The organism is Sphingobacterium sp. UME9 (assembly GCF_014170215.1).
GTDB classification, from domain to species: Bacteria; Bacteroidota; Bacteroidia; order Sphingobacteriales; family Sphingobacteriaceae; genus Sphingobacterium; species Sphingobacterium paramultivorum.
Genome location: NZ_LZZP01000013.1, coordinates 659,281 through 678,529, shown reverse-complemented (window position 1 = coordinate 678,529; position 19,249 = coordinate 659,281). Strand labels below are relative to the sequence as shown.

The following is a 19,249-nucleotide window of genomic DNA, read 5'->3' as shown; positions in this document are numbered from 1 at the left end:
ATCTAAATAAAAATGTTGAAGTCAACATCTACTTTTGTACTCTTATTAATTTTTACCGTATTTACACAGGCCCAGACCTCCCAAAAGAACGTTATTTCAGGTTTTGTCAAAGATAATTTTGGAAGACCAATCCCAGGTGCAACAATACTTCTAAAAGATCAGGTCAATGGTACATCATCCGATGTAGACGGATATTATAAGCTACATACGAATATCCCAAACAAGGCCATCATACGTGTCACTGCGGTGGGATATAACTACGAAGAGCGACCTCTAAACGGGAAAAATATTCAGGACTTTCAACTTATCGAGGATCGCAATTATATCGACGAGGTAACCGTAACAGCGCATAGGAAAACCGAAAATGAACAAAAAGTCGCCGAAATAAAACGATCGGGCTTTAATGTCAGTGTCATTGACATGAATAAACATGCCAACGAAGCTGCCAATTTAACACAGGTTTTAAAGCGTGCCACAGGAGTTACTATTCGTGAAGATGGTGGATTGGGCTCCAACTTTGTATTCCGTATCAACGGGCTCGATGCAAAGATCTACATTGATGGTGTTCCCATGGAAAACTTTGGGTCATCGATGTCCTTAAATAATATTCCTGTCAATCTGATTGATCGCGTCGAAGTTTATAAAGGTGTTGTTCCTGCTTTTTTGGGTTCCGATGCGCTCGGAGGTGCTGTCAATATTATTACAAAGCGTCGAGCAAGACCTTATCTGGATCTGAGTTATTCCTACGGCTCATTCAATACACATCAGGCGGCCGTCGTGGGTACATTTACCAATCCCAAAAACAAACTATCCTTCCGGATGAATGCATTTTACAATCATTCCGACAATGATTATAACATGTATACCAACGAAAAGTACAACGTTCTTATCGAGAACACCGTCGACAACAAGTATGTCACCATCCCCAAAGCCAAGCGTTTTAACGATGCTTACACTTCAGCCATGGGACAATTGGAGGTCGGTTTTCGCGATGTATCCTGGGCTGATCAGTTCTATGCAGGTCTGACCTATTCACAAAATCACAAAGAAAACCAGCTTGGGGCCTCACTTAGCAAAGTGTTTGGCGGAGCATGGTCTGAAAGCAAATACCTGATGCCAACCCTGAGCTACAAAAAAAGCAATTTTCTTATCAATCGCCTATACGCAGATATTTTTACAAGCTATAGCTACGATACCCGCTACGTGCGGGATACAGCTATGTACAATTACGATTGGTCTGGAAACTGGATCTCGAATTACAATGCCGCAACCCCGAATCCCCAAAAAGATACAAAGTATAATTTGTCAAATTATCTCGCGCGCGTAAATCTAAACTATGACTTTGATGAAGCGCGTAATCAGAGTTTAAACTTCAACTACAATTTCAATAGCAACGATCAGAAACAATATGAACTGATCGGCAATTATGACCGGTCAGGTTTGCCATCCTACTTGGGCCGACATATTTTGGGTTTGTCATGGCAAAACCAATGGTTTGACAAGCGCCTATCAAATGTTTTAGCAGTAAAATATTACCGCATGAATGCCTCAAAAGATATTGACGAACGCACCTTTGATGCAAACAACAATTTGATCAGCGGTGGGATAATCAGTCAAAAAAAGCAAGGGAATTACTATAGCATGAGTTTAGCCTCACGGTATAGGATAACCAAGGATGGCGGTTGGAAACTATCTTATGAAAGAGCATACAACTTACCTTCTATGACGGCTCTTTATGGTGACGGTATCAATACAACATCCAACTGGGATTTAAAGCCCGAACGGAGTGACAATATCAACACTGGGTTTTACTACAATACGTATATTAACCATAATCACTTTCTGAATGTCGATTTAACAGGTTTCTATCGCTTGGCAGATAACTATATAACCAGCCGTGCGGTCATGCAGAATGGAAATGCCTATTTTCAAAGCTATAACGAACCTGGAGTAAAGCTCTACGGCTTTGAGGCCGAAGTCAAATATGGCTTTAAAGATCTTTTAGCAGTTACCCTAAATGGTTCTTACGATAAAGCTACTTACAACAAAAAATACACAGACGATTCAGACAATAAACAAATTAGCCTCACTTATGGCAAACAACTCATTAATCGCCCTTGGATCTATGGAAACGCTGATATAAGCCTGATCCAGAATAACTGGTTTCAGCAAGGAAGCAGAGTGCAACTCTCCTACTTATATCAATACACGCACTGGTTTTATCTGACAGAATCGTACTTGGGATCACTTGAATCTAAAGATCTCATCCCTTCCCAAAATATCCATTCTGCGGTACTTAGTTACGCTTGGGACCGCAACAAATACAATATATCCTTTGAGGCTAGAAATCTAACAGATGAACGAGCATACGACAATTTTCGACTGCAACGACCTGGACGTGCATTCTACGTCAAGCTGAGATTATCCATTATGTAAAAAACAAATAAATATATATTTTTATGAAAATCAATAAATTCGCCATCGCAATATTTGCTGCGACTGTGTTATTTTCTTCCTGCAAGAAATCACCTGACACCACTTCACCTGATGAAACTACGCCGACTTCAAATAGCTTATATAGTGTATGGGTGACGACCGCAGCCGGTTCATCTTACCTGCTCACTGCAGATAATTTGATGAAAGATACCCTACTCACTCCGAACAACAATCAAGGAATCGATATTACCTCCCACCTACCAGCAGCATTCTATGCTATTTACGCTTATGCCTATGAGGGTAAATATTACCTGTCAAATGATGGAACTAGATTTAGTCAATTTGAAGTAGTCAATAGTAAATCTTGGAAAGAAACGAACAATTACGCTTTCCCTGGAAATTTCTATCTGGGAAAAGTCCTAAAAGATATTAGTACAAAAGATGAAATGGTCATGACTAAAACAGCTGGTACGACCAATAAAGTGAAAAATGTACTGGAACAACCGATTTATTTTATGAACATCAACAATATGACAATCAATAAAACAATTGGTATAGAAATTCCAATGATCACTTTTAATCCCAAAACTCCGGAAGGAAAAGATCATAATCCATATATCGTACCGACGAGCTTCACACAAAGAGGCGACAAATTATTTGTCGGACACAAATACAGAAGCAATGAAACTCGTAAAGATATCATAGACACGGCCTACATGTATGTGTGTGATTATCCGAGTTTAGCGAATGGGAAAATTATAAAAGATGGCAGAGGAGGCTTTGCTGCGGGACACTGGGAAGTACAGACACTTACTTTTACAGATGATAACAATGATTTATATATCGTAACCAAAAAGACTGATGCTGCTACCTATGGTTTACTGCGTATCAAGGCAGGCCAGACTACGTTCGATCCAGATTACTTCTTCGACTTGAAAGACTATAACGTTTTCAGCAACAACATTTCACAAGTTCAAAAACTAGGCGATGGCAAGGTTTACATCAGTCCATTTGTGGTCGATCCAGCAAATAAAAAGATTGTTGCAGATCTTCGGATTTTAGTTGGTGGTGGAGAATCTAAAACAACGATGAACTTTATGGAAAATGGCAAATTGTACGATGTATTCAAGACAGATGAGTCTAAATGGTATGTGTATGAATACGATCCAGCAAAAAATTCGGTAAAACGCGGTGCCGAGATCGATCCGGGAATTACACAAGTTTATCACTTGAATAAGCTTAAATAAAACACCTCTAAGTTAAAGAAATACCTAGTCGATGACACTTTCAAAACTCGAGTACTCGATGATGAAACGTGTAAAATCGAATCTAGGTATTTCTAAAATATAACTCCTAGTTTAAATCAAATGAAAACAATACTCATTAACCTTTTCACATTTTTTATTGTGCTGTCAGCTTCGGCACATGCTGTCTTTATTGAAACTTCACTGCAAGGGAACAAAGGAAAGATCCATACGGTAAAGGTCGTTTATGGTGAACCCGATGAACATGAACTTATCTCAAAATGGTGGTGGTATAAAGACGGTACGCAGATTACGTTGACATTGATCAAACCTGATGGAAGCACAGCCGCCTTGATAACAACGGCTCAAGGAGATCACTTATTGGCCTCATTCACTCCTGACCAAGAGGGCGTATACCACATTACCCTAAAAAAAGATACAGATCGCAAAGAAGGAGCCAAAACACAGTATCAGATCAATGCGATAGCGACGATCCAAGTCGGAAATTCCACTATTGGAAATACAGCAACCACAATCGATAATGAATTGTTTGTCTTTACGAACAACATAGTTTCTAAAAATAAAAAAGAGCTGTCGTTGACTTTATTCGAAAAAGGTAAACCTGCAGCAAATACAGCTGTTCAGATCATTGCACCCAGCGGATGGATTAAATGGCTGCAGACAAATGACCAGGGTATAATCAAATTCACGCCAGAATGGACTGGTAAATACTTTGCGGAAGTATCGAAAAGGGAAAAAGCTACAGGACAAGACTTTGAAGAGTATAGCCGCGCAAGCTCAATGAGCTTTGCCGTAAACTAATGTGGACATGGCTGTAAGAAAGAAGAAAAATAATTCGCTGTTCAGGCAGATCAATAATTGGTTGCACCTTTGGCTGGGATTAATTTCAGGTAGTATTGTATTTGTTATCTGCTTGATGGCCTGCCTTTGGGTTTTCAACCATGAGATTATCGATCTTGTTATCCCGAAAAAAGAAAGGCAATATATCCTTGCTTCCAGCCAGTCCTTGATTTCGCCGTCAAGGATCGTGCGAATAGCGGACTCACTCTATCCTAATGCTGTAGTAAGGGGCATTACCTATACCCGGGATCACCCCATTTCCCTTACTCTCAAAAAAAAGGAGCAAGAGGACAAAGGCAAAGAAGCTAGTTCAAAAGCAAACGCACAGGTGCATCTATTACACCCATATACAGGCCAATACCTAGGTTTGCAAACAGAAGACAATTCCAAGGAAGCGCAGTTAAGAGAAAAATTGAACAGCTTTTTTGCATGGACGCTGAGTGGACACCGTTTTCTATGGCTTCCCAGAGAAATTGGACGCCCTATTGTAAACTATGCGACCTTGGTCTTCAGTATTACCTTAATCACAGGATTGATCTGGTGGTATCCAAAAAAATGGACAAAATCAACTCGGGAAAAAAGCTTTCGGATCAAATGGAAAGCTGGTTGGAAAAGAATTAATTTGGATCTGCATAATGTGGTTGGCTTTTATTCTTTTATTTTGATTCTATTATTGGCTATAACTGGAATGTATTATGGTATCGAGTGGTTTAACAGAGCCTTATATTGGTCAACAAACTGGGGAACGCCACTAGCCGAAAGAACTTCTGTCCAATCCGATTCAACAAAAATTGGTCAAATAACCCTTTTTTCGACAGCTTTTGATCGCGAGATTGAGACGATTTTAACCCAATACAAAGATCCACACTACTTGACAATCACCTATCCAGACAAGGAAAAAAAGGACGCTACGATTTCGGTCTATATTCGTAATGACATGGATCGACAGTATAACAATCGCTATTATTCATTCGATCAGTATACCGGGGCATTTCTACCCAATAACATTTCCTTGTTCAACAAGGATTTTGAAGAATTAAGTGCAGGTGAAAAATTCAGAAGACTCAATTACGATATTCATGTAGGGTCAATTTGGGGATTCCCCACAAAAATGCTGGCATTTGTACTCACCTTTATTGCAGGTACACTTCCTATTACAGGCTTTATTATATGGTACAATCGCAAATGGGGAAAGAAAAAAGGCAGCAATAAATTGGGCAGGGAATCGTATAGCAGGGAAGAAATGAACGTATCAAATACGGACATACAAACAACAATACGAAAACCACCGATCCGTTTCCGTCCAAAATCCACAAACCTTTAGGTTTTCGAATCACTACTATTTAATTTATGCTTAAACGGTTCTTTCTCGAAGAGGACAAAGGACACGATTATTATGACGAAATCTACATTATTATCTATATTACTTTCAGGCGCTGCTACTGGACTTATCGCACAAACGAAATTATCTGGAAAAATATTTGACAAAGATGGGCATCCCATCAAAGGTGCCACAGCCAGTCTTTTACATTTAGCTGATTCTTCCCTGATCACGCAGGCAGATGCAGGAAAGGATGGTTCATTTCTCCTACATGCGCCTAAAAATGGAAATTATCTTATACGCTATAGCTCAATCGGCTACATAACAGCACATAGTCGAGCATATCAGTTAGCTGGAGCCGAACACTCAGCACCGCCCATTTTTTTACAACCAGTTGAACATCTGATGGAAACCGTACATGTTGTTGGAAAGCAAGCTAGTGTGCGCCAGTATGCCGATAAAATGGTAGTTGATGTCGAAGGAAGTGTATTAGCTGAAGGCAACAATGTCCTCGAATTATTGGAGAAAACACCGGGGCTTGTTTCGGACGGGAAAGGAAATTTTTCAATTCAGGGTCGCGCAGGTGCTAACGTACGCATTAATGGTCGTGATATGTATGTGTCCGGGGAACAGCTTGCCAGTATTTTACGCGGACTGCAAGCATCCGAAGTATCGAAATTGGAACTGATCAGTAATCCTTCGGCACGTGAAGATGCCGCGGGAACTGCCGGCATAATTAATATTGTGACCAAGCGAAATGCAAAGGCCGGCTTTGGGGGTGATGCCTTTATCCGAGCTGGACAGGGCCGACAATTTTATGGTGGTTTGGGCGGTGGATTACACTACAAGGTGAATGGGCTAGATATGTACTTGCAGGGAAATAAGAGCTATGATCGGAGTAATAGTCATAATCTTACAGAAAGAAGTTTTTTTAACCAGGGTAATTTAACCTCTTTTCAGAGACAACACGAACGTAAGAAATTAGATGATGCCAGTTTTCATAGTGTTCGTGCTGGGGCAAAATATGAATTTTCGGATGGCGGAATTTTGGATGGAAGTGTACATTGGATGAGGGGCAATTATAAACCCTATGCATCTATCGAGATGGATACATGGGATTATCCAGCCAATATTCAGACAGCGCATGCAATCAGTAACAACCGTTTTGACGAGTCGTTTAAAAACTGGACATTTAATATCAATTATATTAATAAATATGAAGGAGAAGATCACTTTTTAAAATTCAACTTTGACTTTGCTCCACACGGAAACGATTATAATAACCGGTTCGAAACCGATCAGTTTAATTTGCAAACAAACACGCAATCTTCAACAGGGAGAACAAATATTCAGGACTTGAGCAATACGACCTATTCCGGAAGGCTTGACTACAGTAAACCGTTAACAGATTCAAGCAAAATTGAGCTCGGCTGGAAAGGAACGTATTTCTTTATCAACAACGATGTCATAAATACGCTATTGGATAATGGCAAATGGATACAGGACGATGCAACCTCAAACCGCTTTCAATACACGCAGCATATTGAAGCCCTATATGCCATCTACTCTGGCAAATACAAACGAATAGAATATCAGGCCGGCCTGCGGGGAGAATATACATTTATAAACGCCAATCAGGTCACGTTGAACAAAAAAAATGACCAGCGCTATTTTGATCTGTTTCCAAGTGGATCATTGCTATATCATCTAAATGAGAAAAATACACTAAGAACATCCTTTAGCAGCCGTATTGAAAGACCGGGTGATCATGACATCAACGTATTTCGAATTTACGAAGATGCCTATAGCTACAATGAGGGAAATCCTGACCTGAAACCCGAAAAAAGCTATATTACGGAAATCGGTCATGGCTATAGGAACAAATTGTTCACCACATTAGGTATTTCATACGGACGTGACATGATCAATTGGATTGTCCGCCAAGGCGATAAAGTTGGTGAAAACTTGTCGAGACCAGAGAACATTGGACGCTATATGAACTATAGCGCAAGTGTAATGTATAACCAAACGTTACGATCATGGTGGACAGCAAGTCACTATGTCAATGCATTTTACAACAACTACTCTGGAGAAATTGGAAATGTAAACCTAGATTCTAAAGGCTCAAGCTGGACAGCGAACAGCCGGCATACGCTGCAATTTAAATATGGATTTCGCAGCGAAATTGCATTTTATTATCGATCGGGAATTACTACAGGACCTTCCCGAACGGATAAAAGGTATGGTATAGATGTCGCCGCGGAAAAAAAAATGTTTGGAGATCGTGGCATGATCAAGCTGACCGCAAATGGTCTGCTCAGAAATGCGAACCCGCAGTTGGTTAGTGAATATGGAGACCTCAAGGTATTTTATGCTGATTTCCCGGATAACAGGAAAGTCTTATTGTCACTGAGCTACCGATTTGGAGACTAAAGAAGGTGGAACTGCAATTTTGTCATATTAAGTAGACTGGCATAAAAAATGTAATACTATAGATTCATAATTTAGGTTTATAATTGGTTAGTTAAAACGCTTGAATTTCCCCGATTCAAGCGTTTTTTGTTCCTAAAAATTAGCTTACAGGGTCTAAGAGACCTTCATCGTTATTCGCCATTGCCACCGGTCTACCTTGTATCTTCCAAACAGGGAAATAATAAAACCTGAAAAATGGAAACACATGACAAAAATCACATTATATTAAACCTATATCCTGGCGAAAAGCATCTGCATTTGTCAAACAATCTTATCTTTAATAGAGATAGGAAAACGGTAAATGATTATTGATTTTCAAGTGCCCAATTGGCCATTGCCTGAATAACAGGAAATAAACCTACCCCTGCCGGACTTAATCGGTAGATCACAAAAGGTGGGACAACAGGTTTTGCCTCCCTTAAGATCAATCCATCCGCTTCCAATTGTTTTAAACTCTGAATGAGCATTTTTTCTGTAATTGCAGGGATACATTTTTTAAGTTCACTATATCTCTTACAATCCGTAGACAGATGATAGATAATAATTGGTTTCCAATATCCGCCGATCTTATCCATTGTGAAAGTTACAGGGCATAATTCCGCTGCAATTTTTTTGTTTTCCTGAATCGTCGATGTCTCCTTAATTGCTGTCATGATTGTCTTGTTTTTGCGTTCAGCATACTTACTATAGGGTAAGTACTTCCTTAAAAGAAAGTACAAATGTACTTTTGTATTATCACATATAAAAAATTAAACGATGAAAATTACAATAACAGGTTCTTTAGGAAATATAGGCAGACATTTAGTCGATATTCTTATCAAACAAGGTCATGAGGTAAGTGTAATCAGCAGTTCTCCTGAAAGAGCGAGCGAAATTGAACATTTGGGCGCTAAAGCGCTTATTGGTTCTATCTTTGATGTTCCTTTTTTAACAGCGAGTTTTTCAGGTGCAGATGCTGCTTTTCTGATGACTCCTCCCAATTTAGGTGGCCAACATATTGTTGAGAATACCGCAAATGCAGGAAAAGCCTACGCGACAGCCATAAAGTCGGCTGGCTTAAAAAAAATAGTGATGTTAAGCAGCGTTGGTGCTGATTTTGATGCTGGAACAGGACCAATTCGCGGTTTGCACCAAATTGAAGAGATATACAAAACACTACGCGATGTTCATATCACCTTTTTGCGTGCCGGATATTTCTACACGAATTTTTATAACGATATTCCATTAATCAAAAACGCAGGTATTGAAGGATCAAACTTCCCTGCAGAAATAAAAATTCCATTGGTTGATCCCTTAGATATTGCTACTGCCGCAGCCGATGCGCTCCAAAATTCAGAAGTTGGACATCACGTGCGTTATATTGTTAGCGATTATGTTTCAGGAGCAGAAATTGCCCACACATTGGGAGCTGCTATTGGTAATCCAAACCTGCCATGGATTGAATTTACCGACGAACAAGCTTTGGACGGTATGTTAAAGGCGGGACTTCCAACAGAAATTGCATCACTCTATGTAGAGATGGGGCAGGCAATCCGTGCAGGAAAATTACAACAAGATTTTGAAATTCAGGGTCAGCCTATCTATGGTAAGATCCAATTAAATCATTTTGCCATTGATTTTGCTAAACGATTCCAAAAACTATAGATCAATAAAAAAGAGTATTTTAAGTTGTAATAACTAATAAGATCGGCCCTTTTTATTAAATTTAATAGAGATGAGCACGATATTCAATCGGACTCATCCCTATTAAACTAAACATCCTGCGCAGCTCTCTGAATAGGTTATGAAAAGCTTGAACTTCCTTCGTATCATACCATTAAAATTAGCCATGTGCCTAAAGTTAAACGGAAATACTCTTTATTAAAACAGAATACAGGTCTTCAGGCTTGACAGGTTTGATTAACCAACAACTTATAGCCAGAGAGTGACAAAGCAGCTCTATGTTTTGCTCTTCAGCACTAAAAATGGGAATGATGTTGTGCTCAAAATTGTTATTAAATTTTTTTTCGCGAATATTCTTTATTGTTTCGATACCACTGATAATAGGCAATTGATTGTCGATCAAGATAGCGTCAAAACAGCGTCCCCCTTTTAACATCTGTAATACTTCAAATCCAGTTTTTGCCTGTACGCTATCAATATTCTTTAAAGATAACATCCGAGCCAAGGCACTTCGTTCAGATTCTTCCTCGGCAACAACGAGTACATCCTTTATTTTTTTCAATTCCTCCCACTCATTTATTTCCCAGATAGAACGCGCACGAATGTTGAAAAAGAAACGGCTGCCTACACCAAAAGTACTTTCCAACTTCAATTCACTGTCCATCATTTTAAGCAGTTTATTCGATATCGTCAGTCCTAAACCAGTTCCGCCATAACGTTTAGTCATCGAGTTATCTTCTTGCGTAAATGCATCAAATATCCGCTCCAATTTATCCTCTTTGATACCTATGCCTGTGTCTTTGACACTAAAACACAGAACAGCCTGGTCTGTATCATGTGATTCTACTGTAATGCTTAGTTCAATGGCTCCTTTCTCGGTAAATTTTGTGGCGTTGCTCAATAAATTCATCAATACCTGCTTGATGCGGAGGGCGTCAACCCAGATATAATGTGGTACATCGGCAGCGATATTCAGATAAAACGCTAGATTTTTGGTTTTGATCTGCAAATTAAGAAAGTTCGTCAGCTGAATTACCAGGTCGTAGAGATCGGTCTGTTCAATCTCCAGTTCTAATTTGCCGGCTTCAATTTTAGAGAAGTCTAGAATGTCATTTACGATGCCAAGCAATAAATTAGCGGATTGATCAACGATCGTAAGGTATTCCCTTTGCGTATCCTCAAGTGCTGTTCCAAGCAATAGATCGGTAAAGCCGACAATTCCATTCAGCGGTGTACGAAGTTCATGGCTCATATTTGCCAAAAATTGTGATTTTGCTGCATTTGCCTGCTCGGCTACTAATTTTGCCTTTTCCAGCTCCTCGCGTTGATGAATAATCCGGCTAATATCTGTCGCAATCGCAAGATAACCGATGACATTGTCGTTAATATCCCTAATAAGAGTAACTGCTAAGGAAACATGTAATTGAGATCCATCTTTTCGACAATAGATCCACTCTTGCTGTTCAGCACCGTGCAGTTCTGCCATATCTACAAAGAAACGAAGTTTATCTACCGAACGTCCCAATTCGACCTCCAGGTCTTTCGTCCTCAACACGAGCTCCTCTTCTAAATGAAAGTGTGCAAGACCAAATTTACCAATCACTTCTTCACTACGATATCCCAAAAGGTTTTCGGCCCCTGTATTAAACAATGTAATTACACCAGCGTTGTCGGTCGCTATAATACCGACAGCAGAGGTTGCATCCAACACTTCTGCAAGTAGTTTTTTTGAATTTGAAGACTCAGCTTCGATACGTTTACGCTTATCAATATCCTGAAAGGTACCGTATAAACGGACACAATGACCATTTTCAAAATCAGCATTTCCCAATGCACGTATCCACAGTTCATGACCAGCGAAGGTGACAATCTCTAGTTCCAGGTCCCAAGCTTCTCCCGTAGCGAGTGCCTGTTCAATTGCAGTCCGTATTTTATTTCTACTTGCTCCCGCTTTATAGAACTGTAACGCAGTTGTCAGCTCTGGTTCATAGTCTTCGGGTACCTCATGAATTTCTCTCGTAATTTCGGACCAAACAATCTTCCCATCAGCAGGCGTATATTCCCAACCCCCAATTCTAGCCACCCTTCCAGTCCGCATCAATGTCGCCTGTGCATGCTTAAGCTTCTTTTCTAGAAAATGTTGTTCTGTAATATCTACTGCATTACCAATCACATAAGGTATTTTGTTCTCACTGGCCTGCAGAATATTGTTAAACATCCAGATACGCATGTCACCCGAACGAGTCATGGTACGCATTTCTCCTTTGATTGTTCCATGCCGAACAATCGCGTCCAGGTAGTCCTGTAAATTCTTGTGCCCCTCCAATGGAACAATATCAAAAAGAGATAAAGTCTGAATCTCATCTCTCGTATAGCCTAAGATCCTAGCTCCAGCATCGTTGACGGTGATGAAATTCCCTTTCAGATCATGGGTACACATAAGCCCCTGAGAATTATCGAAAAATGCTTTCAGCTTTTGTTCACTTTCCCTGTACTTTTCTTTCTCCTTTCTGTTGACAATAAGCGCGACAACTTCATCCCGGAGAAGGGTTAGAATTTCTTTTTGATGCTGGTCGAGTTGCCTTGGAACACGATCGATAACACATAGCGCACCTAAGGCATAGCCATTGGGATCGATTAATGGTAAACCGGCATAATAACGGATATTTGGTTCTCGGGTAACAAGCTCATTGGATTTGAAACGTTCGTCTTTTTCAGCATCTTCAACTTCCATCAGTTGATCTTCTTCCAGCGTATACTGGCAGAAAGATACATCCCGTATGGTTTCTTCGGTATCCAAACCAACGCGTGACTTAAACCACTGCCTGTCTTTATCCACCAATGAGATCAATGAGATAGGTGTACCGCATACAAGCGATGCAATTTTTGTAATGCGATCGAATTCTTCCTCTGTTGCAGTATTTAAAATTTCGTACTCATGCAACACACGTATTCGATCGGATTCATTTTTAGGCGACAATTTAGCATTCATACAAGAGCCTGTATTCGTTATTAGTTTTCTCCGCTAAGTCTTTATAGGTCTTAACTTATAGCTTACTTTAAAGTTGCTAATTATATTCAACCAATCTTCAATGATTGACGTGAATCATCCCAATTTCCCACCGATATAGGTCAGTCTTTAACTTACCAGAGTCTACATTAAAAGTTAGAAAACCAGCGATAATAGCATGATAAAATATAAACATGAACATCCCGATATTAAAAAAGTTTTAAATAAAAAAATAAACTATAAAACTAAAAGTGCACAAACAATGAGCTAGAGCGTTTCTTTTTGCTTGATTTTTCAATGTGAGGAAATATATTTTAAAAAAAATGAACTTGTGAAATCCAAGCCTTCCAAAAAGTCGTAAATGGGTATAAGTACAGAGAAAAAATTATAAACTAAAAGACTTTTGTTATGGAAAAGATAACCTCCCACAACGAAACACTATTGAACTCCAATAGTGACATGGACAAAAGAGATCTCAGACGAAGAGACTTTTTAAAATATGCAGGAGCCAGCGCAGCGACATTAGCCATACTCGGTATGTCGAGCTGTAAAAAAGACCACGATGATGGCATGGATAATGGCGGTAAAGGCATGTATTTTGGCAGCGGCGACATCGCTATCCTAAATTATGCCTATGCACTTGAACAACTTGAAGCTGCATTCTACATCCAGTTAGTCAATAATCCCTATAGCGGTATGACGGATATGGAAAAATCTTTTTTCACCGACATCCGTGATCATGAAATCGCTCACCGTGAGTTCTTCAAAGTGGCCTTGGGTGCAAAAGCCATTTCAAGTCTCGAATTTAACCTAGCTGGCGTCAATTTCAGTAGCCGTGAAACAGTACTGGCAACAGCAAAAACATTTGAAGACCTTGGTGTTTCGGCCTACAATGGTGCTGGTTGGCTAATCAAAGATGTCAATTATTTACTATTGGCAGGTAAGATTGTTTCTGTCGAAGCACGACATGCCGCTTGGGTCAGGGATATGATCGACAACGGCAGTTTTGCCAATCAAGAAGTAGTGGATTCAAATGGTCTTGATCTCGCAAAGAGTCCAAGCGTGGTGCTTAGTGCCGCTGCACCATTTATTAAGTCCAAGATTGATGTTAGTGATCTACCAACCTATTAATTCACCCAAAATCTGATTATCATGAATCTCTTAAACGTTTTTGAACAAATAAATGCTGTAGATCCTGAATTCAGCGATCGCATCAGCCCTCGCCGTGAAGCAATCAAAAGTTTGGCTTCAATGAGTAAAAAAGTAACCTTGGCTGCCCTGCCCTTTCTGATAGGCGAACTCTTTAAAAAAGCATACGGTGCCACCGCGCCCACAGATGTAAATGGTGTACTCAACTATGCCTTGACATTGGAATATCTCGAAGCAGAGTATTACACAATGGGTGTTGCCAAGGCTGGTCTTATCCCCACAGGTAAACCACTTGGTGCGATAACCACCATTCGTGACCATGAAGTTGCACATGTGAATTTTCTTAAACAGGTATTGGGCAGTAAAGCTGTTTCAAAACCAACCTTTGATTTTACTGCTGGTGGCACTTTTGGCAATGTTTTCAGTGACTATGATACATTTTTAGCTGTCGCACAAGCATTTGAAGACACTGGTGTAAGAGCTTATAAAGGCCAGGCGGGAATTTTACTTGGCAATCGAGTTGTACTGACTGCTGCGCTGCAGATCCATTCGGTTGAGGCAAGACATGCCTCCCATATCCGTCAAATGCGCCGTGCCCGCGGAGGTGGAGCCGCTAATCAAAAACCTTGGATTACGGGAAGCAATGACAGTGGTATAGGAGCAGTTGTCGATCCGGTTTATGCAGGCGAAAATAATGTGACACAAGCGGGAGTGGATATTACGACTTTGCCAGGCGCCTCGGGGAAAATTTCGACCAATGCGGCAACTCAGTCATTCGACGAACCTTTAACTGCAGAAGCTGTACTTAATATTGCAGGTTTATTTATAAAATCCTAACAAAAGACGTAGTTTACCTGTTTTTAGCATGTCCTGATCGGTTTATCCCATCAGGGCATTTTTTTATATACTCCCCATCACACATAATGCACTGAGCGTTGGCGCATCTTTGCCGCCTTCATCTTCCAGTGTAATGGCAAAAGCCTGGGCTTGGGGAATATCGAGCATCTTACTTGCAGTGTCTCCTTTTGAGTCCAATGGAAAAACACCTGCATTAACAGGTTTACCGTCAACCATCGCCCACAACTGATATTGCTTTCCTTTAGGTGCAACAGGCATATGTTCGATACTCAGATAAACTGCCTTTGATGCCTGATCCCAAAATACCAAGGCACGGTAATCGGGTTTATGCTCAACCCCTTTAAGAGGGATCGTTTTTATCGTTGGATTTTGAACCAGAGTCCATTTATCCTGTAAGGTTGCGAGTTTTTCTTGTTCAGCATCAAGTAAGGACGTTGTCTGATTTAACTTATTTGCCGTATCCTGTTTACGTTGATATAAGAAAATATTGGCACCAATACTAACCGCTAACAATAGACTCGCGGCAACCGTCCATGTGTAAGATCGAGCACCGAGCGTTTTCTTGTCGGCATCGATAGCAATTACTTCGTTATGGACTGTCGAGGCGGGCGCGAGTACTTCGTTGACTTCCTGATCTTCGCTTGGCACTAGATTTTCCGCGATGAGTTTATTCCATATATCTTGTTTGAACTGCATAGGCATCTCCATCGCTTGGCTATCAGCCAACTCTTCGAGTGCAATTTCTGCTTCGATGATGGCTTGTTCCACTTCGACATTATTTTTTCGAATACAATTCAAGATGCTCACTTCCTCTTCAGAAGCCAGCCCCAAAACGTACGATTCAATAATCCCCGACGATATGTATGCTCTAATATCCAAAACTAACGGTACTCCTTTAATAATTGTTGTAACTGTATAAATGCCGCTCTGGTACGGGTTTTTACCGTTCCCAGCGGAACATCAAGTTGTTCGGCTATTTCTTGTTGTGTATATCCTTCATAGTAGGCCATTTCAATCAAGATACGCCATTCAGGCTTCAATTTATCTAAAATATTTCTGAATCCAATAAAATCTGCTTTCGTATGTAGTTCGCCCTGACTTTGATCTTGTTCTTCCTCTCTATTTACGATATTTGAAAGCGGTTGGTTTTTCTGTTCATTTACGATCGCTTTTGATTTTCGATGATCGAGGGCGGTATTACGGGCAATATTGATCATCCAGGTATAAAGACGGCCTTTTTCAGCATCGAAAACATCGATGTGTCGCCAAATTTTGACAAATACGTCTTGTATGACTTCTTCCGCATGCTCAGTTGAGGCCACTATACGACAAACCACACCAAAGAGCGCATTGGCATAGTGATCGTAAAGATAACTAAAAGCCTGCTGATTCTTCTTTTTCAACAAAAGAATCAATGTTTCTTCAGAAAGGTTATGTAATGGACTCAAATTTCACGTTTATAATGATCTAAAGATGGATATTAAAAATCAGAAAAAAAAGCAACTAAAATAAAATAAGTTAAAGTACCTATAAAACAGGTTAAAATACCTACTATACCATAGCATATATGCGGATGGCATTTGTTATTAGTATTTTACATTACTCAATTCCTGTTTTTGGTTACTTAATTCCACTAATAGTCCCACTAGAACGGATCAATTTAACTTAATTAGGCCAGATAATCAGCTTGTAGTTTTCATTTTCCGCTAATCTGGTAGCCACAGTTAGATTTACTAAAATTTATCTAATAGCTTAATTTACAAGAAGAATTCCCCTTAGAAATTGGATTTATCAACAGCATATCACATGTCGCCAGATAAAATTCATCAATTAACTGGATAATCAAATCATCTCTTTCGTTATTAACAGCTAGTCCCACCCAATTTTTGGAGGGAAGATATTTACTCCGAGTCCATTGAACAGGCTGTTCTAGTTGTTTTTCTGAACGTAACCATTCTAATCCACTATCATTGAAATATATCTTTTCATTTGACAAATCCATCACGATGAAAGGTCTTTTCTTAAAATAGAAAATACTCATATCAAGATCTGCAATTACATTCATTCGAATATGTTTTTTGAGATGCATATATGCATTTATACGGGTTAGTGTTGACATCTATTTATCTTATTGGCTATAAAATCATCATAAATTTCCATGAACATTCAAAGCAGGCGAAGTGTTCATCAGACGAGAATCAAAGATATTCGAACCAGCGGTCTAAGTGGGGGTATATTTTGTTCTAATAGGTGGAAAAAAATGTTAATATAAGTTGAAAATACGACGGATAAAACCACTAATTTACCAAGCGAAAGGATATGTGTTAGTTTGCCCCCTTACAGTTTTCGGCGAATCGTAAAATGCCTGCACGGATTGTAAATACCACCATTGAACCAGTGTTGCAATGGTTTAAATTTGATAAACAACAAAAGATATGCGGAAAGAAAGTAAAAGCACGTCATTCATTAAAAAAATTCTAGGCTTAATTAGTCTTATCCTTATGGTAACAAATAGTAAAGCACAGCAAGTCACGCACTATTTTCCAAGCGGAAAAGATAAGGCAAAGACAATCAGTGGACAGTATGGTGGTAATAGCGGAATTTGTCTTTTTGAAGATGGCAAATTTCTGTTATATGGTTATGCTACATCTGTTTTCGGGTCCTATGTTTTTGAAAAAGATTACCTGCTTTTCTATCCGGATGAAGCCCCTTTATTTCAACTGTATGGGCGTCACAATGCTAACTTCAAAGACAGTACTCGTTTCAATCTGGCAGGTTTTGAAAGCGGGAAAACCTATGTACAATTTGATAATGACAGTACACATCGGGTTTTCAATGACAAGGCAAACTGTTTCAGTCCTCCTTTTGTTCATCAGGAATCCAAACCGGTTCAATCGCTTAAGTTTATTGTACAAAATCAGTATATGGAAGATGACAGCACTTATCGAGTCTTTCAGTATACCAATGAAGGAAAATTCAATGATTTTATAGCTGCTTATAACAAGCCCCAACGTGCACGTCAAAATTTCAGCGCTTACCTATATTTGGCTGAAGGTAATAAATTAGCCATCAGGCTCTCCAATTATGGTGGAGAAAGAGGTTTTTTAAGAGAAAATCAAGACGGTTCAAATCAAGAGCATTGGAACGAAATATTGACCATGAAGAAGGATTATGATCAGTCAAACTATATCGACCCCACAGAAATATTTAGCAATGCACATTACACAATATTTTACCCTGACCTCGGACAGTACATTTTAGATCCTGTCACCAAAAGATATATCAGCAAGTTTGCATCAGACAATGAAGCTTTTTTTGCAGGAAATCCTGAGCAAGACGATCGGTATTTAAATAAGTACATCCGGCAGGGTCTGTCCTTTCTGCAAGATGAAAGATTCGATAAATCAAAACTAGCTAAGACCAGCTTATTCTTTACGAGCTGTGACGAACCTGAAAAATCATATCATTATGAAAATGGATCACAGCAATAATTGCCCAAAAGCCACAGCAATGATCCAAATAGGATTTTAGCACTATTAAGCGTAACAAACAGTGGTATAAACGGCAATTAATACTAGCGTGACCTCTTAAATATGGCTTAATTTTGGTAGTAATAACCGGATAACATATACACTAGTTTTATTTCGGCAAAGATGATGAATTATATAACGATTATTATTGGACTAGGAATTTGCTCACTAGCAAGTTGTGCAACGAAAAAGGAAAGTATTGCAAATAAAAAAGAGACAGAAAGTGTATCCTTAGCTGAGGGACAAAGAAAATCATTGCGAGAATATCCGATCAAGATCAAATTTAAAGGTATTTCAGAAGATAGCCGTTGCCCTGAAGGCGTCAACTGTATCTGGTCTGGAGTTGCAGTAGCAGAAATTGAGATCGCAGAAAAAGCAACCAAACCCACGATCATAAAGCTCGCTACAATAGATTTACAGGATAGAGGCTATCAAAGAACTGCCAATACCAACGGATATACCATTTCATTACAAGATATCGCCCCTTATCCGAACAAGGAACAAGGGACACAAACGCTACGGGGTAACTACAAAATCTCTGTTATCGTACAAAAAACTGTAAAATAAGCCCGCAGCGGTCCGCCAGCAATCGTCCTATGGCAATAGTCATTGAAGAATGACCCAATTCTATTGAAGAATGACTCAATTCTTAAAAATACCAATACATATATTTTAATTATATGCATGGATACTTATTGGTTCATTC

General features: G+C 39.5%; 15 protein-coding genes. 10 read left to right on the top strand and 5 right to left on the bottom strand.

Features of this window, described 5'->3' with window-relative positions:
- Window positions 1–12: 12 nt before the first annotated feature.
- The 5 genes from A9970_RS21965 (at window position 13) to A9970_RS21945 (ending at window position 8,295) form a co-directional block, all read left to right on the top strand.
- Entirely contained in the window at window positions 13–2,436 is a 2,424-nt protein-coding gene (locus tag A9970_RS21965) for a TonB-dependent receptor (protein ID WP_182983701.1), read from the top strand.
- A 23-nt stretch (window positions 2,437–2,459) separates the two neighbouring features.
- On the top strand, window positions 2,460–3,683 hold the full coding sequence (locus A9970_RS21960) for a DUF4374 domain-containing protein (RefSeq protein ID WP_182330930.1): 1,224 nt from the start codon (window positions 2,460–2,462) through the stop codon (window positions 3,681–3,683).
- A gap of 120 nt (window positions 3,684–3,803) precedes the next feature.
- Entirely contained in the window at window positions 3,804–4,502 is a 699-nt protein-coding gene (locus tag A9970_RS21955) for a DUF4198 domain-containing protein (RefSeq protein ID WP_182983700.1), read from the top strand.
- A gap of 7 nt (window positions 4,503–4,509) precedes the next feature.
- The gene (locus A9970_RS21950) at window positions 4,510–5,865 is read left to right on the top strand and encodes a PepSY domain-containing protein (protein WP_182983699.1); all 1,356 of its coding nucleotides are present in this window, start codon (window positions 4,510–4,512) and stop codon (window positions 5,863–5,865) included.
- 72 nt (window positions 5,866–5,937) lie between these two features.
- Entirely contained in the window at window positions 5,938–8,295 is a 2,358-nt protein-coding gene (locus A9970_RS21945) for an outer membrane beta-barrel family protein (protein WP_182983698.1), read from the top strand.
- A 344-nt stretch (window positions 8,296–8,639) separates the two neighbouring features.
- On the opposite strand, the gene A9970_RS21940 is transcribed toward A9970_RS21945, so the two are convergent.
- Window positions 8,640–8,987 (bottom strand): helix-turn-helix domain-containing protein, encoded by a 348-nt coding sequence (locus A9970_RS21940; RefSeq protein WP_075993765.1) that lies wholly within the window; start codon window positions 8,985–8,987, stop codon window positions 8,640–8,642.
- A 103-nt stretch (window positions 8,988–9,090) separates the two neighbouring features.
- Between A9970_RS21940 and A9970_RS21935 the strand changes: the two genes are divergently transcribed.
- Window positions 9,091–9,978 (top strand): NmrA family NAD(P)-binding protein, encoded by an 888-nt coding sequence (locus tag A9970_RS21935; RefSeq protein WP_182983697.1) that lies wholly within the window; start codon window positions 9,091–9,093, stop codon window positions 9,976–9,978.
- A gap of 196 nt (window positions 9,979–10,174) precedes the next feature.
- On the opposite strand, the gene A9970_RS21930 is transcribed toward A9970_RS21935, so the two are convergent.
- The gene (locus A9970_RS21930; RefSeq protein ID WP_182983696.1) at window positions 10,175–12,988 is read right to left on the bottom strand and encodes a PAS domain S-box protein; all 2,814 of its coding nucleotides are present in this window, start codon (window positions 12,986–12,988) and stop codon (window positions 10,175–10,177) included.
- A 426-nt stretch (window positions 12,989–13,414) separates the two neighbouring features.
- Here A9970_RS21930 and A9970_RS21925 point away from each other — a divergent pair, with 426 nt between their 5' ends.
- Window positions 13,415–14,137, top strand: coding sequence for a ferritin-like domain-containing protein (locus A9970_RS21925; protein WP_075993770.1), 723 nt, complete (start codon window positions 13,415–13,417; stop codon window positions 14,135–14,137).
- Between the two features lie 21 nt (window positions 14,138–14,158).
- The gene (locus A9970_RS21920) at window positions 14,159–14,992 is read left to right on the top strand and encodes a ferritin-like domain-containing protein (RefSeq protein ID WP_153846491.1); all 834 of its coding nucleotides are present in this window, start codon (window positions 14,159–14,161) and stop codon (window positions 14,990–14,992) included.
- Window positions 14,993–15,055: 63 nt separating this feature from the next.
- Here A9970_RS21920 and A9970_RS21915 read toward each other — a convergent pair whose 3' ends face one another.
- The 3 genes from A9970_RS21915 to A9970_RS21905 form a co-directional block, all read right to left on the bottom strand.
- Complete coding sequence (locus A9970_RS21915) at window positions 15,056–15,892, bottom strand: anti-sigma factor domain-containing protein (protein WP_182983695.1); 837 nt, start codon at window positions 15,890–15,892, stop codon at window positions 15,056–15,058.
- 2 nt (window positions 15,893–15,894) lie between these two features.
- Window positions 15,895–16,461 (bottom strand): RNA polymerase sigma factor, encoded by a 567-nt coding sequence (locus tag A9970_RS21910; RefSeq protein ID WP_159728261.1) that lies wholly within the window; start codon window positions 16,459–16,461, stop codon window positions 15,895–15,897.
- Window positions 16,462–16,757: 296 nt separating this feature from the next.
- On the bottom strand, window positions 16,758–17,078 hold the full coding sequence (locus A9970_RS21905) for a hypothetical protein (RefSeq protein ID WP_182983694.1): 321 nt from the start codon (window positions 17,076–17,078) through the stop codon (window positions 16,758–16,760).
- Between the two features lie 436 nt (window positions 17,079–17,514).
- Here A9970_RS21905 and A9970_RS21900 point away from each other — a divergent pair, with 436 nt between their 5' ends.
- Together A9970_RS21900 and A9970_RS21895 are read left to right on the top strand one after the other, a co-directional pair.
- Complete coding sequence (locus A9970_RS21900) at window positions 17,515–18,504, top strand: preprotein translocase subunit SecD (protein WP_182983693.1); 990 nt, start codon at window positions 17,515–17,517, stop codon at window positions 18,502–18,504.
- A gap of 162 nt (window positions 18,505–18,666) precedes the next feature.
- Complete coding sequence (locus tag A9970_RS21895) at window positions 18,667–19,110, top strand: hypothetical protein (protein ID WP_220801677.1); 444 nt, start codon at window positions 18,667–18,669, stop codon at window positions 19,108–19,110.
- The last annotated feature ends 139 nt before the right edge of the window (window positions 19,111–19,249 follow it).